This is a genomic window from Helicovermis profundi (genome assembly GCF_033097505.1).
GTDB lineage: Bacteria > Bacillota > Clostridia > Peptostreptococcales > Acidaminobacteraceae > Helicovermis > Helicovermis profundi.
In genome coordinates this window covers 312153-327664 of sequence record NZ_AP028654.1, presented here as the reverse complement: position 1 = coordinate 327664, position 15512 = coordinate 312153, and the positions used below count along the sequence as shown (strand labels likewise).

Below are 15512 nucleotides of genomic sequence, written 5' to 3'. Positions count from 1 at the left end.
TCTAGTAGTCTCCTTGTGCATACATAGCATCTGCAACTTTTAAGAAACCAGCAATATTTGCTCCAGCAACTAAGTCATAACCAAAACCATACTCTTTAGAAGCTTCTGCAGATACATCATGAATGTTTTTCATAATAGCATGTAATTTTTGATCAACTTCTTCTTCAGTCCAAGATAATCTCATACTATTTTGTGACATTTCAAGAGCAGAAGTAGCAACTCCACCAGCATTAGCAGCTTTAGCAGGTCCTACAATAATTCCACTATCTTGAAGATACTTAAGAGCTTCATTTGTAGTAGGCATATTTGAACCTTCACAAACAAATTTAGTTCCATTAGCAACAATTTTCTTAGCATCATCAATTCTAATCTCATTTTGTGTAGCAGTTGGTATTACAACATCAACTTTAACTCCCCATGGTCTTTCACCAGCGAAGAATTCTACACCATATTTATCAGCGTAATCTTTAATTCTATCATTTCCACTTGCTCTAAGTTCAAGTAAGTAGTCAATTTTATCACCACTAACACCATTAGGATCATAAATATATCCATCTGGACCTGATAAAGTAACAACTTTTCCGCCTAATTCAGTTACTTTTCTTGCAGTACCCCAAGTTACATTACCAAATCCTGATAAAGCAACAGTTTTTCCTTCAAAAGTTTCACCTTGTGTCTTAAGCATTTCTTGTGCAAAATAAGTAATTCCAAATCCAGTAGCTTCTGGTCTAATTAAACTTCCACCATAACTTAAACCTTTTCCAGTTAATACTCCATTTTCAAATACTTTTTTAACTCTTCTATATTGACCATAAAGGTATCCAATTTCTCTTCCGCCAACACCAATATCTCCAGCAGGAACATCAACATCAGGTCCAATATGTCTTTGTAATTCCATCATAAAACTTTGGCAAAATCTCATTACTTCTCCGTCAGATTTACCATTAGGATCAAAATCTGAACCACCTTTTCCTCCACCAATTGGAAGACCAGTTAATGAGTTTTTCAAAATTTGTTCAAATCCTAAGAATTTAATAATTCCAATGTATACTGATTTATGGAATCTAAGTCCACCTTTATAAGGTCCAATAGCTCCATTAAATTGTACTCTATATCCTCTGTTCACATTAAGAGTACCTTTGTCATCTACCCAAGGTACTCTGAACATAATTTGTCTTTCTGGCTCAGCAAATCTATCTAATAGATTAGCCTTTACCCACTCTGGGTGTTTTTCAAGAACAGGCTCAAGTGATACAAAAACCTCTTCAACAGCTTGTAAAAATTCAGGTTCATGTGGATTTCTAGCTTTTACACGGCCAAAAACTTCATCAATATACTTTCTCATTTCAACAACTCCCTTTAGAAATTAATAAACTTAGAATTCAATAAAAATTCAATAATTCTCTTTTGTTACAAAAAAGAAATAATCATTTTTTTAACGCTTACATATATAACCCTTTATATATGTGTTTTTGCAACAAATATTTCATAAATATTATAAATAATACTTATGAAGAAAATCGCTATTCATATTGAAAATGCCTAAATTTAAGTTAAAATAAAACATTTTTTTTTACACAATTATTTTAACACATCAAATTATTTGTGTAAATAGTTTTATTTTTTGGAAGTTTTAAAAGTTTTATTGCAAAATTATCTCTCTACATATGGTATACAATCATTCAATTCTTCGTATATTCTTACAATACAATGCACAATATGTAGAATATTAATTTTTTGTAACATTTGTTTTAACATGTCTGACAACTATATTTACAGCTGTTACATTGATATTAGACATATACTCTACTCTTGATTTGATAGTATTTTGAAGTCTTTCAGCTACTTCAAGCACATTATATCCGTACTCACTTACAACATCACTTTCTATGAATATTCCATTTTCAACCTTGCGAATTTTTGACTTTATAATCTTTACAATTCCATTTGTTTCAAAAGATGCACCTTCAATGATTTGAATAATTGTTCTATTAAATATTACAAAATTACCTATATAACTATAAGTCGGTCTAACAACCGACTTTTCACCAATTTTTATTCTGTTATCTTTTCTTCTAAGAACGGTTTTAAATGTATCTAAAAAATATCCAGAAAAATCGCTTTTAATTTCCATAGCCGGAAGCGGTATTACATGTTTTCCATGATCGCCTCTTTCTGAAAGAGCTTTTTCTATTTCTTCTTTTGAAGATATATCTTCGATAAAAACAAATTCATCTATTTTTGTAAGTTCTAAAGTTTCAGTTATATTTTCAACCATTTTAATCGATGTGCCTATAATTAATATAGTTTTATCAAAATTTTTTTTTAAAACTTTTACCACTTCTTCTCTATGATTATCATTAAAAAATAATGCTCTTTTTACTGCAGCTATTTTTGTATTTTCTCTTTTTGCAGAACTTCCAGCAATTTTTTTTGTTCCTTCTATTAAAAGTCCATCATCAATTATATAATCAATATCTTTTTCAAATGCTACTTTCATAGCCCTATGACTTTTACCAGTTCCACTTTTACCAACTAAAGCATATACTTTCATAATAATCCCCCCCTGTTTTTCTTATTTATCCGATGCCTTAGAGTTCTAATATCCCCACTTCTTAAAAAGTGGGAGAAAAAGAACTCTAAAAAGGCCCTGGATTATGTTTTCTAAGATTCAGTGGGAGTAAAAACTCCCTCTGAATCCAAGAAATTCATTTATCTATACAATTTTTTATTCTTACTTTATTCACGCGGTGCTTTTACCTAGCGAATTCGCACTCTGTGCTTACCGCGCTTCGCGCTATTCGCTTGGTAAAGGGCTTTTAGCCCTATGATATTTTAATTATAATGTATTAAAAATAAGCTAGCTTATTTTATACATTATAATTAAAATATCGCACCGCTGTCAGAGTTGATTATAACGATAATCATTACTAATTAGGTGTTTTCTTTATTTTTTTTTATTCTTCCATTGTTTATTTTGAATGTTTTAGATATACTCTCTATGTAAATCAATTTGTTTATATTTATAAGGAGGATTTAAAATGGCTTATGTAATTAATGATTCATGTATATCTTGTGGCGCTTGTGAAGCTGAGTGTCCAGTAAGTGCAATTACTGCTGGTGATTCAATTTATGTAATTGACGAAAGTGCTTGCATCGACTGCGGAGCTTGTGCTAATGTTTGTCCAGTTGACGCTCCACAAGCTAAGTAATATAATAACTTTTATTTATTAAATGTATAATATTATCATCCGATAATATTATACATTTTTTATTTTATAGTAATATACTCTTTCTTTTAACTATCAAATTTTTCAACCGTTAATTGATTCACTTTACTTAAAAATTTTAAAATGGTTTTTTGTTCATTAACCGACATATCTTTTAAAACAAACTCAAGTGTGTCACTACGTCTTTTACTTAATTTATTAAAAATATTTACACCTTCTTTTGTAAAATTCAAATTATATTTTCTTTTATCCTCATTATTTTTTTCTTTAATTATATAATTTAAATTTATAAGGTGATTTAAAGATGTAGTAACTATTCCTCTATCAATTTCTATCCTCTTTAATAGATCTAACCCGCTAATTGACTTATTTTCTCCAACTTCATTTAAGATTAAAAGATCGAGCACTGAAAATTTTTCGTTTTTATTTGCATATTTTATTTTGTTTTTATCAAACGACACCATTTTATGAAGTAATTTTACGGCAAGATTTTCTATTTCAGAGTAAAAACTAATCATATTGCCTCCTCAATCATATTATTTTAATTTTATTATTTAATCTTTTTTCTAAGCTAATCATCCTTACATCAATACATATTTTTATTACTATTTAATTATACTATAATACCTAATAAGTAGTATAGAAAAAGTTGCAATGATTTTTAATTTCATTACAACTTAAATAATTTTTTTTATTATTTTTTTAGTATTTAAAATATCTTTTAAAGATATTGCAGTAGTTTTATTTTCTTTAATAGCCTTTATAAAATCATCTTCACAATTAATTTTACTTTCAAATTTAGTAGCATACTTGCCAATTTCTTCAGCAGTGTGTGCATCACTTCCACCAAGAATAGCTTTATTAAGTAATTTTGATGCATTAAAAGCTTTAGTATTTAATAGATCATCCGTTCTTCCATTAAAGACCTCAATTCCATTAATATTATTAAAATATATATTATCATTGAGTCCACGTTTACTATTTCTAAAGGGATGAGCCGCTACAGAAACACCACCTCTTTTCTCTACAAATTTAATTGTTTCCTTAACACTTAAACGTTCTTTTGGAATTTCATCAATTCCAAAACACAATAAATCGCCATCCAATGTAAATATTTCTACACCTACAATAATATTCACACCATATTCTAGTATAAGCTTTTCTATTCTATCTTTATCCTTTCTTAGACCAATATCATCGTGATCAGTAAAACAAATTCCATCTAGTCCTATTTTTTTTGCTCTTAGCAGAGCATCTTTAATTTTTAATTTACTATCAAATGAATTCTCACTTTGATGTACATGAATATCATATATCATTATTTTCTCCAATTACTTATAAATAAATCAAATAGTCAAGCCTACGATTATTTAATTTTATATGATATATTCAAATAATAACAATTAATTTTTTTAATAATTTACTTTATACTATAAAAAAAATTTATACATCTATTAATAGATAGCATATATATCAATATCAAAGCTCCTTAAAATTTAAAAATATATTTATTCTATAAGTTTATTTACCTCTTTTGGTATATAATTTTTTTTCTTATTACCTGCTCTAAGATGATATAAGTTTGCACTATCTGTTGCATTTTGAATGTAGTTCATAAAATTCTTTCCATACAAATGAATTGAACCTCTAAAACAGCTTATTTCATCAAACTTCTCTACTTTATCTATTCTTATAAATTCTCCCTTTGCCATAAATGGAACACTTTCTCCCGAATGAATCATTTTTCCACTGCAAGGAGTACTGTGATCCGCTGTAACTATTAACAATCCTTCAAAATCTAACAACCTACTAATTTTTTTATCTATTTCTTCTAAAACTTTAGCTTTTAGTAAAGGATCTTTTTTATGTGAAGCTTCATCAGTTTTTTTTGTATGTAGATGAATGTAAGCATAGTCAAGTGTTAAAGCTAATTCAATTGCTTCATCAAAATTCTTGTATTCATAATAATCCATGGAAGTAATATTTGAAATTCCATTAAATAACTTTGATTTACCTACAATGCAACCCTTTAAACCATTTCTTTTATAAAAACTTTCTGGTTTTTTATAAAAGCCTGCCCACTTAGTCAGAATAAAATTACATGCATTTTTTTTATAGTCATTATTAAGCATATTATATGAGTTAATAAGATATTTATTTAAGAGCTTTGCAGTAAACTTACTTTCTAGAGAATAATTCTCAAACGGCTCTATTTTCATAACAAATTGTTTTTCATAAAATGGATCGCTATCTGATATTTTACTAGATAATTCTACTTCACCATCTATTTTTTTTACTATTAAAAATCCATGACTATCATAAGAATGAATCAACTTAAATTCATAACCATCTTCTTTATAAGAAAGTTTATTACATATTGTTTCTATTTCTTTCTTAGAAATTTCTTTTACAAATCGCTCTTCAATTAAAAATCCTTCGCTTTTTATAACACTTGCAAATGAAATTCTTAAAATCAAACTTTCCTCATGGCAATGTAATTTTTCTCCAATCATATCTATAACAGCTCTACCAGGGTACTCATCAAGAGTATATCCAAATAATATAAAATGTGCTAAATCTGTTCCAAGAGCTTTTCCTTCTTCAAGGACATTCATAATACCGCACTGAGAATTTTTAGCTATTCTATCCAGATTTGGTGTTTTCGCATATTCCAGAGGAGTTTTATAGTCAAGTTCTTTATAACTTCTATCACCTACTCCATCTAAAAGAAGTGTTATTGTCTTCATATAATCGCATTCACCTCTTCTTTTAAATCACTAATCTTTCTCAAATTCTTACTTTCTTCAATTAAATACCTTCCAATAATTTTACCAACTTCTTCTATATATTCACTTAAAAATAATTCTAACTTTACTTTATTTATCAGTGCATGTCCTTCCTTATCTCTATAATTACCACTAAGAACACATTTTGGATGATCCTCTCCCTCTTTCCAGTCCCAACCAATAAGTTTTTCAACTTCGTCCCCATCAGAAATATTTCTAATTGGCATAATTAATTCACAATCAAATTTATTTATCACCTTTTTAAAAGCATCTAAAGTAATTCCTAATTGATTTATTTTTAATCTACCATCATGTGATTCTCTTTCTCCTGATATTATTTTTCCAGATAAAGATTTTGCAAAATTTATTTTTATTAAATGAAAATACAAATGACAACCTATGCAATGTGAATAGAATCCATATTTTTTATTCAATACAGTCATAAATCTTCCATTCATTAAAGACCAAATATCTTCTCTATTGTACTCGAGAAGTGGATATAATACTTTTTTATCTCCATACAATTTATCTACTCTCTTAGATAAATGCTCATAATTTGAATATATCTCATCAAAATTTCCATATTCAGTTCCAGAAAAACTTGCTATTGGAAGAACGTAATTTATATCTTCACTTTCAAACGCCTTTAAAATAGCTCCAACACTATCACGCCCTGAAAATTCGCCTACTAGTGTTTGTTTGTTGTAGTTTTCTTTAATGAATTTTTTTAAAGCTTGTTTTATCATTTACTCACCTCAAAATATAATATAGCTAGCATAAAATCACTAACTATATTATACATTAAAATTTATTCAGTTAGAACTTTATTTAACCATTTCCTCTAAAACCTTATAATCAATTTCACCAATTGAATCATACACATAATCAGCATCCTTAAGAATTTTTTTATCCCCTATGCCTATTGAAATCATACCTGCAGTATTTATTGCTTTAATTCCCGAAATAGCATCTTCAATGCCAATACATTCAGTGGGAGATATTCCAAAATGATTAGCTGCATCCAAAAATATATCTGGACTCGGTTTTCCATCTAAATTTAACGGATTAACAATATAATCAATATAAACATCTAATTTCATATTTTTTATTAAGAAAGGTGCATTTCTAGATGCACTTCCTATTGCTATTTTTATATTATTTTTTTTAAAATATATAAATAAATCTTCTACTCCACCATTAATATTGTCTTCATTAAATTTGCTAATTAGTTTTACATAATTATCGTTTTTAATTTTCATTAATTTTTTAACTTCTTCTTTAGAATAATCATCTAATACATTTCCATATTTAAGTATTTTCACAATAGAATCATATCTTGAAACACCTTTTAAACTTTCATTAAATTCTCTATCAATAACAATATTTTTTGAATCTGCCAATGTTTTCCAAGCAATAAAATGTTGTTCACTAGTTTCTGTAATTACTCCATCTAAGTCAAATACCACTAATTTAATCATCTTCCACCTCATCAAAATATTATATACAATAATTATTTACTATAACGTAAATTAAGAATCAATTTTTATATTATTTTAATATTATATATATTTATATACTTTTTTATTATAATAAAACAAATTAGAAAAGTTTCTTAAAAAAAAGGTTTTGCACTCTAAAGAGCGCAAAACCTTTTTAATTAATTTTTTATATTTTATCTTTTAACAACTACTGCTTCTCCCATTCCACCACCAATACAAAGAGTTGCAACTCCATAAGTAGATTCTCTTTTAAGCATTTCATGAATAAGAGTTACTAATATTCTCGCTCCAGATGCCCCAATTGGATGTCCAATTGCAATAGCGCCACCATTTACGTTAACTTTTTCTATATCTAATCCTAAATCTTTTATAACAGCAAGTGACTGCGCAGCAAAAGCTTCATTAGCTTCAAATAAATCAATATCTTCTACAGTTAAATTAGCTTTTTTAAGAGCTTTTCTTGTCGCAGGAATTGGTCCAAGACCCATTACACTTGGATCAACACCGGCAGATGCGTGAGATACTAATGTAACTAATGGTTTTACACCTAACTCATCAGCTTTTTCCTTACTCATAACTACAAATGCAGCAGCACCATCGTTTATTCCAGAAGAACTAGCAGCAGTAACAGTTCCATCTTTTTTAAATGCAGTTCTTAATTTTTTCATTTTTTCTAAATCTGCATTTTCTTTAATATACTCATCATAATCAAAAATAATTGGATCTTTTTTCCTTTGAGGTATTTCTATAGCTACTATCTCGTCTTTAAACTTTCCTTCTTTTCTTGCTTTAGCCGCTCTAAGTTGACTATTGTAAGAAAATTCATCTTGAGCTTCTCTTGTAAGATTATATTTTTCTGCAATATTTTCAGCTGTAATACCCATATGGTAGTCATTAAATGCATCCCAAAGACCATCCATAACCATTGGATCATACATTTCACCATTACCCATTTTCTGACCCCATCTAGCATTTTTAAGTACATATGGACTCATACTCATATTTTCAGTTCCACCAGCTATAACAATATCATTATCGCCAGAAATTATTGATTGAACTGCTAAAGAAACTGTTTTAAGACCCGATCCACAAATCATATTAACAGTTGCAGCAGGTACTTCAACAGGTAATCCTGCTTTTATTGCAGCTTGCCTTGCAACGCCCTGACCATATCCAGCCTGAAGTACTGATCCAAATAAAACTTCATCAACGTCAGTCACTTTTATTCCAGCTTTTTCAATTGCTGTTTTGATTACCTTTGCTCCTAAATCCATTGGTGTAATATTCTTTAAACTTCCACCAAATGAACCAACACCAGTTCTAACTGCACTTACAATTACTACTTCTCTCATAATTACCTCCATACACAACCTTACCCTATTCCTACATTATACTCTATATTTATAAAAATTTCCTTAGTTTTATTTTTTTTTACTATGTAGTTTACTGTAGAATAGTGTAGTATATTGTAGTCTAAATATTATTATTAAGTTATATTAGTGAAAGAATGGTGATATTTTGAAATTTACAAAAAAAATCGATACAGATAATCCTAAAATTTTAATTCGATACATTATTATTATCACATCATCACTACTACTACTTTTTATTATACTAAATATTTTAAAAATAAACGTGCTTGAAATTAACACTTATAATTCAAATTATAAGACAGAACTTTTATATCAAAACAAAATAAACTCCGTTAAAAAATTTACAATAACAAAAACAAATTTAGTTACCAAAAAAGAATATACCACCGATTATTTAATAGATGATAATTTCTATTTAAAATTAAATATAAACTCAAAAATTTATTCTCATGAATTTAAAATAAACGATATAAAAATTCTAAAAGCTTATCCTCTCGAAACATTTTCATCATTAACAATTAAATCTAAAGAAAAATCACTACTCGAATATATTTTCTTAGATGCTGAACTCTTAGTTAAAAATTGAATCTATATAATGTACAAAGTAATCCCCCCACATTTAGTAGATCAATTATAAAAAGCTATATTAATAATTAATATTATTAATATAGCTTTTTTCTTATTTAGTGTAATATTGACTATTAATCATTATCCTTTAAAAAATATGATAAAGTAAGTAAATTATCAATTAAATGAACATTTTCTACAATTATTTCTTTAGGTATTTCTAAATCAACTGGTGCAAAATTCCAAATTGCTTCAATACCAGCTTCTACTAAAACATCAGCAACTTCTTGAGCACCTGATCTACTTGTACAAATATATGCTATCTCAACATCATTATTTTTAATAAATTCTTTTACATTTTCAACATCTATTACTTCAATATCATTGATAGTTATTCCAACAACTTTTGGATTTTTATCAAAAATACCTTTCAAATTGAAACCAAATTTGCCAAAGCTAGTATAATTTGCTAAAGCCTGACCTAAATTTCCTGCTCCAATAATAATAGTATTATACGTTCTTGTAAGCCCAATAATTTTCTTTATTTCATTATATAAATCTTCAACGTTATATCCATATCCTTGTTGACCAAATCCACCAAAGTTATTAAGATCTTGCCTAATTTGAGATGCAGTAAATCCAATAATCTCACTTAATTCTTTTGAAGAAATTCTCTTAATATCTTTATCAATAAGTTCTGCTAAATATCTATGATACTTAGGTAATCTTTTAATAACTGCCATTGAAATCTTATTTGCGCTCATCTAATCAACTCCACCTTTTTAATTTATACATCATATAAAAATTATACCAACAGTAACAGAGAGTGTCAAATCTGTGACAAAGAAAGCAGTGCGCCAAAATATAAAATAAGAAGCGAATGAGTTTACTCATATTAGCGTATTATTTTATATTTTGGCATAGTGCAGGATGCACGCGGTAAGGCTAAAGCACAGCTTTAGACTTACTGCACTGCTTAACCCTTTACACCAAAACATAAATAAGAAGCGAATGAGTTTACTCATATTAGCGTATTATTTTATATTTTGGCATAGTGCAGGATGCACGCGGTAAGGCTAAAGCACAGCTTTAGACTAACTGCACTGCTTAACCCTTTACACCAAAACATAAATAAGAAGCGAATGAGTTTACTCATATTAGCGTATTATTTTATATTTTGGCATAGTGCAGGATGCACGCGGTAAGGCTAAAGCACAGCTTTAGACTAACTGCACTGCTTAACCCTTTACACCAAAACATAAATAAGAAGCGAATGAGTTTACTCATATTAGCGTATTATTTTATATTTTGGCATAGTGCAGGATGCACGCGGTAAGGCTAAAGCACAGCTTTAGACTAACTGCACTGCTTAAGCCTTTACACCAAAACATAAATAAGAAGCGAATGAGTTTACTCATATTAGCGTATTATTTTATCCGATGACTAAGTATTCTAAGCTTTCAACTTTTCAAGTTGAAAATCAAGAATTCTAAAGTCCCTGGATAATACTTTCTAACCTTCAGTGGAAGAAAACTTCCTCTGAAGCCAAGAAACTTATTTATATTTTGGCATAGTGCGTAGTGCACGCGGTAAGGCTAAAGCGTAGCTTTAGACGAACTGCACTGCTTACTTTACATATTCAATCTAACTATTACATTAAAACAACTTTATTACATTTTAAATTTTATGCTATTAGTAGGACACTTATCTACACATTCCATACATCTCGCGCAGTTAAATGCAACTCCTGGATCCATTTTACCATTTTTATAAAAGCTTTTTTTCTTATCAACGCTTGTTATATAACAAATATCATCACAAATTCCACAAGAAGTACAAGTTTTACTATCCACTTTTATTTTAAACATTGAATGTTTATTTAAAAATCCTTGTATCCAAGATATTGGGCAACCAACTTTAAAGTAATTATAGCGCTGAAGTTTTAATTTATCATCTTTTAAGTTCTTAGTCATAAGTTCCATAATAAAGCCAATTGGGCACATCCACTTACAAAACACTTTTCCAAATAAAATTCCAAGTATAGCAGCAAAAGCAATAATGAGTCCTAAGTTAACATTTTTTACATAAATAGCGTATAACGTTAAAAATCCAAAAAGAAACTGTATTGTTTTCCTACTTTTTAACAATTTTTCCACAGAAACCTCCAAATCACCAGTTTTAACCCCCCTCGCAAGGGGTTCTTTTCAAATTATACCACATATCTTTCATATGTGGTATAATTTATCACGTAAATAAAAAAAACTATTATTATAATAAAACAGCATTAAAAAGTTTAATTATAATTATAAAAAAGGACATTAATATGGTTTCAATTTCATGCAGTAAATTAACAAAAAATTTCGGAACAATTCCAGTATTAAAAGATATTTCTTTTTCAATTAATGAGGGAGATAAAGTCGGTCTTATTGGAAACAATGGAGCTGGAAAAACTACTTTATTTAAAATACTAATAAATAAACTTAGTTATGATAGTGGAGATATATTTTATAATAAAAATCTTACTGTAGGCTACCTTGAGCAAGAACTTAAATTTTCTATAAATGATACTCTTTATGAATACTGTAAATCGACTTTTAAAGAAATTTTAGCAATTGCAGAAAAAATAAGCAAACTAGAACATACTATTTCAGAATACGGTCAAAAAAACCTTGATCCTCCAAAGGATGTTTTTGAAACATATTCAAATCTAGTTGACGAATTTACCTTAAAGGAAGGATATAGTTACGAAAGTAAAATCAAAGGTGTACTTAGAGGAATTGGCTTTAATGATGAAGATTTTTTTAGAAATGCAAATGAGCTTTCTGGTGGACAAAAATCAAAACTTAATTTAGCAAAATTACTTCTTTCTTCTCCTGATATTTTACTTCTTGACGAACCTACTAACCACCTCGATATTGAATCTGTAACTTGGCTCGAAAACTTTATTTCAAAATATAAAGGAACAGTTATATTAATATCTCATGATAGATTTTTCTTAAATCAAGTAGTAACTAAAATATTTGAACTTGAAAATAAGTCTCTCCTTGAACACGAAGGAAGTTATTCGGAATTTATTAGATTTAAAAAAGAACTTTATATTACAAAATTAAGAGAATTTGAAAAACAAGATAAAGATATAAAAAAACAAGAAGAAATAATTAGGCGCTTTAAAGGGCACGGAACAGAAAAACTTGCCAAAAGAGCTAGGAGTCGTGAGAAACAATTAGAGAAAATAGAGCTAGTAGAAAAACCTACAATTATTAACGAAAAAACCAAATTAAATCTTGTTTCAACAACTGATAGTGGCTATGATGTTCTTAAAGTCAAAGAGCTTTCAAAATCATTTGGCGAAAAACAAATATTTAATTCTGTAACTTTTGATGTATATAAGGGTGACAAAATTGGAATAATTGGTGCTAACGGGGTTGGTAAAACTACATTATTTAAAATACTCACAAATTCATTAACTAGTTCTGATGGAGAAATATCTATAGGACACAATGTAACATGTGGATATTATGATCAAGAGCAACTTAACTTAAATGAAAAAAATAATCTAATAGAAGAAATATCTGATTTAAAACCCATGTTTTCTGTTACTCAAATTAGAACTCTTTTAGGTTCATTTCTATTTAAGAATGATGACGTATTTAAAAAAATTTCTAACCTTAGCGGCGGCGAAAAAGGCAGAATTTCCCTATTAAAATTAATGTTAAATAATTCAAATTTCCTACTACTTGACGAGCCGACTAATCATCTTGATATTTCAAGTAAAGAAGCACTTGAAAGTGCAATACTCAACTACAATGCAACGGTTCTTACAATATCTCATGATAGGTATTTTCTAAATAAAGTATGCACAAAAATACTTGAATTAACGAATAATGGTATTAATTTGTTTTTAGGCAACTATGATTACTACTTAGAAAAGAAAAAAGAAGAGAATAATTTTCAAGAAAATCCTATAGTAGAAACTAAAACAAAAACTCAAATAAAAGAAGAAAGAAAAAGAGAAAAAGAAAAGCTGAAAGAAGAAAGTAAACTTAAAAATAAACTTAAAGCTATAGAAAACGATATTTTAATAACCGAAAATCTAATAAAAGACCTTGAATCAGAGTTATGCGATGAAAAAATATTTTCAAATCATGAACTTTCCTATAAACTTTCTAAAGAGGTTGAAGATAAAAGGCAGCACTTAAATATATTATATGAAGAATGGGAATCATTAGTATAATAAATATATAGACAAATAAATATTTTTGTATATAATATTTATATGAACTATTCAGTACAAAAAAATAGAGAAAGGAAGATAACAATGTTTGAAATAATTAAAAAAATAATAGTAGAGCAGCTTAATGTAACTGATCCTGATTTAATAACTTATGAAACTTCTATTCACAGCGATTTAGATGCTGATTCACTTGATGCAGTTGAAATTGTAATGAATATCGAAGACGAATTTGATATAGAAATTCCAGATGAAGTTGCTGAAAAATTTGAAACTATTGAAAATATTATTGACTATTTGCATACAGTACTATAACGTTAAAAATGCCGATTACATATAAAATTATGTAATCGGCATTTTATTTTTTCTAAAGTTCAAGATTAAACATTTCTTTTTTTCACTTTCATAATAACTCCTTACTCAAACTTTAATACAATGAAATTCTTAATTATATAGTAAATATTTTTAGCCATTATTATGTATACCACATAATTATATTCTTAAACATTTTTTTGAATTTTACTTTAACATTTTACAAACATTACTCGCAAAGTTATCCACATATACTTTATGAAAATAAAATAATTACAAGCTTTATCCACATTGTCCACAGATTAATCCACAAATCAAACCGGTAATTCAGAAAATTTAAACATCATTATTTGGTTAACATAAGCCTATTTTTTTTCTTATTTTGACCCAGCATATCTCTTTTCTCCAAGCTTTAAATTAGGAACTGCATTAAGATTAAGATCTGCATCAGCACCGCTTATATACTCATAATATGCTGCTGAACCAATCATTGCAGCGTTATCAGTACATAATTCTATTGAAGGAAAATATAATTTCAAATCATTTTCTTTACTTAAAGAAATCAAATAATTTCTAAGACCTGAATTTGCAGCAACTCCTCCAGCAAGTACAATATTTTTTACTTTTTTTAATTTTGCAGCCCTAATTAGCTTTACAGATAATACTTCAACAACCGCTTGTTGAAAAGAAGCTGCAACATCTTCATTTACAATTTCTATATTTTTCATTTTGCACGAATTAATATAATTAAGGACTGATGATTTTATTCCACTAAAACTAAAATCTAGCGAATCCTTTTCTAAATATACTCTTGGAAATTCAATTGCATTCGGGTTTCCACTTTTAGCAAGTGCATCTATTTTAGGACCACCAGGATATCCAAGTCCAAGTGTTCTAGCAACTTTATCAAATGCTTCTCCAACCGCATCATCTCTAGTTTTACCAAGTATTTCATATTTGCCGTAATCACTCATATAAACAAGATGGCTATGACCACCAGATACTATTAGACATACAAAAGGAGGTTCTAATTCTTTATGCTCAATAAAATTTGCATAAATATGGCCTTCTATATGGTTGACAGGAATTAGTTTCACACCTAATGAATATGCAAGAGCTTTAGCATTTGACATTCCTACTAGTAGAGCTCCTACTAAACCCGGACCATAGGTAGTCGCAATAGCCCTTACATCATTAAAAGTTAAATCTGCTCCTTCTAGTGCCTCATCAATTACTTGGCTTATTTTTTCTAGATGATTTCTAGAAGCAATTTCTGGAACTACCCCGCCAAATTTTTTATGAATATCTATTTGAGAATATATTATGTTAGATAAAACTTCTCTTCCATTTTTTACAAGAGCACATGAAGTTTCATCACAACTACTTTCTATTGACATAATTATTACATCTTTATTTTCCATATTAATCACTGTTAATCCCTTCTTAATTGTTATTTTTATTTATCCTAATAATAACAGTATTATATCTTATTTAGCAATTATAAAAAAGGATAT

At 28.2% G+C, this 15512-nt stretch carries 15 protein-coding genes; 4 read left to right on the top strand and 11 right to left on the bottom strand.

Going from position 1 to position 15512, the window contains the following annotated elements:
• Position 1: 1 nt before the first annotated feature.
• On the bottom strand, positions 2–1345 hold the full coding sequence (gene gdhA, locus AACH12_RS01380) for an NADP-specific glutamate dehydrogenase (protein WP_338536298.1): 1344 nt from the start codon (positions 1343–1345) through the stop codon (positions 2–4).
• Positions 1346–1729: 384 nt separating this feature from the next.
• Positions 1730–2554, bottom strand: coding sequence for an Asp23/Gls24 family envelope stress response protein (locus AACH12_RS01375; RefSeq protein WP_338536297.1), 825 nt, complete (start codon positions 2552–2554; stop codon positions 1730–1732).
• A 487-nt stretch (positions 2555–3041) separates the two neighbouring features.
• Between AACH12_RS01375 and AACH12_RS01370 the strand changes: the two genes are divergently transcribed.
• On the top strand, positions 3042–3212 hold the full coding sequence (locus tag AACH12_RS01370) for a DUF362 domain-containing protein (RefSeq protein WP_338536296.1): 171 nt from the start codon (positions 3042–3044) through the stop codon (positions 3210–3212).
• 86 nt (positions 3213–3298) lie between these two features.
• On the opposite strand, the gene AACH12_RS01365 is transcribed toward AACH12_RS01370, so the two are convergent.
• The 6 genes from AACH12_RS01365 to AACH12_RS01340 form a co-directional block, all read right to left on the bottom strand.
• Positions 3299–3748, bottom strand: a complete 450-nt coding sequence (locus tag AACH12_RS01365) for a MarR family winged helix-turn-helix transcriptional regulator (protein ID WP_338536295.1) — start codon at positions 3746–3748, stop codon at positions 3299–3301.
• A gap of 159 nt (positions 3749–3907) precedes the next feature.
• A complete protein-coding gene (locus tag AACH12_RS01360) occupies positions 3908–4549 on the bottom strand; it encodes a PHP domain-containing protein (protein ID WP_338536294.1) in 642 nt (213 codons plus the stop codon).
• A gap of 189 nt (positions 4550–4738) precedes the next feature.
• The gene (locus AACH12_RS01355; RefSeq protein ID WP_338536293.1) at positions 4739–5977 is read right to left on the bottom strand and encodes an alkaline phosphatase family protein; all 1239 of its coding nucleotides are present in this window, start codon (positions 5975–5977) and stop codon (positions 4739–4741) included.
• Positions 5974–6762, bottom strand: coding sequence for a hypothetical protein (locus AACH12_RS01350; protein ID WP_338536292.1), 789 nt, complete (start codon positions 6760–6762; stop codon positions 5974–5976). Before AACH12_RS01350 ends, AACH12_RS01355 begins: the two co-directional genes overlap by 4 nt.
• Before the next feature lie 78 nt (positions 6763–6840).
• Positions 6841–7494 carry a beta-phosphoglucomutase gene (gene pgmB / locus AACH12_RS01345; RefSeq protein WP_338536291.1) on the bottom strand — a complete coding sequence of 218 codons (654 nt, stop codon included), beginning with the start codon at positions 7492–7494 and terminating at the stop codon, positions 6841–6843.
• Positions 7495–7688: 194 nt separating this feature from the next.
• Positions 7689–8867 (bottom strand): acetyl-CoA C-acetyltransferase, encoded by a 1179-nt coding sequence (locus tag AACH12_RS01340; RefSeq protein ID WP_338536290.1) that lies wholly within the window; start codon positions 8865–8867, stop codon positions 7689–7691.
• A gap of 166 nt (positions 8868–9033) precedes the next feature.
• Here AACH12_RS01340 and AACH12_RS01335 point away from each other — a divergent pair, with 166 nt between their 5' ends.
• Complete coding sequence (locus tag AACH12_RS01335; protein WP_338536289.1) at positions 9034–9474, top strand: hypothetical protein; 441 nt, start codon at positions 9034–9036, stop codon at positions 9472–9474.
• Positions 9475–9589: 115 nt separating this feature from the next.
• Here AACH12_RS01335 and AACH12_RS01330 read toward each other — a convergent pair whose 3' ends face one another.
• Complete coding sequence (locus AACH12_RS01330; RefSeq protein ID WP_338536288.1) at positions 9590–10219, bottom strand: redox-sensing transcriptional repressor Rex; 630 nt, start codon at positions 10217–10219, stop codon at positions 9590–9592.
• 906 nt (positions 10220–11125) lie between these two features.
• Positions 11126–11611 carry a 4Fe-4S binding protein gene (locus tag AACH12_RS01325; protein WP_338536287.1) on the bottom strand — a complete coding sequence of 162 codons (486 nt, stop codon included), beginning with the start codon at positions 11609–11611 and terminating at the stop codon, positions 11126–11128.
• Between the two features lie 167 nt (positions 11612–11778).
• On the opposite strand from AACH12_RS01325, the gene abc-f reads away from it, so the two are divergent.
• Positions 11779–13689, top strand: coding sequence for a ribosomal protection-like ABC-F family protein (gene abc-f, locus AACH12_RS01320; RefSeq protein ID WP_338536286.1), 1911 nt, complete (start codon positions 11779–11781; stop codon positions 13687–13689).
• Positions 13690–13773: 84 nt separating this feature from the next.
• Positions 13774–14001 carry an acyl carrier protein gene (acpP, locus tag AACH12_RS01315; RefSeq protein ID WP_338536285.1) on the top strand — a complete coding sequence of 76 codons (228 nt, stop codon included), beginning with the start codon at positions 13774–13776 and terminating at the stop codon, positions 13999–14001.
• Between the two features lie 374 nt (positions 14002–14375).
• Here acpP and tsaD read toward each other — a convergent pair whose 3' ends face one another.
• Positions 14376–15419 carry a tRNA (adenosine(37)-N6)-threonylcarbamoyltransferase complex transferase subunit TsaD gene (tsaD, locus tag AACH12_RS01310; RefSeq protein ID WP_338537324.1) on the bottom strand — a complete coding sequence of 348 codons (1044 nt, stop codon included), beginning with the start codon at positions 15417–15419 and terminating at the stop codon, positions 14376–14378.
• Positions 15420–15512: the final 93 nt, after the last annotated feature.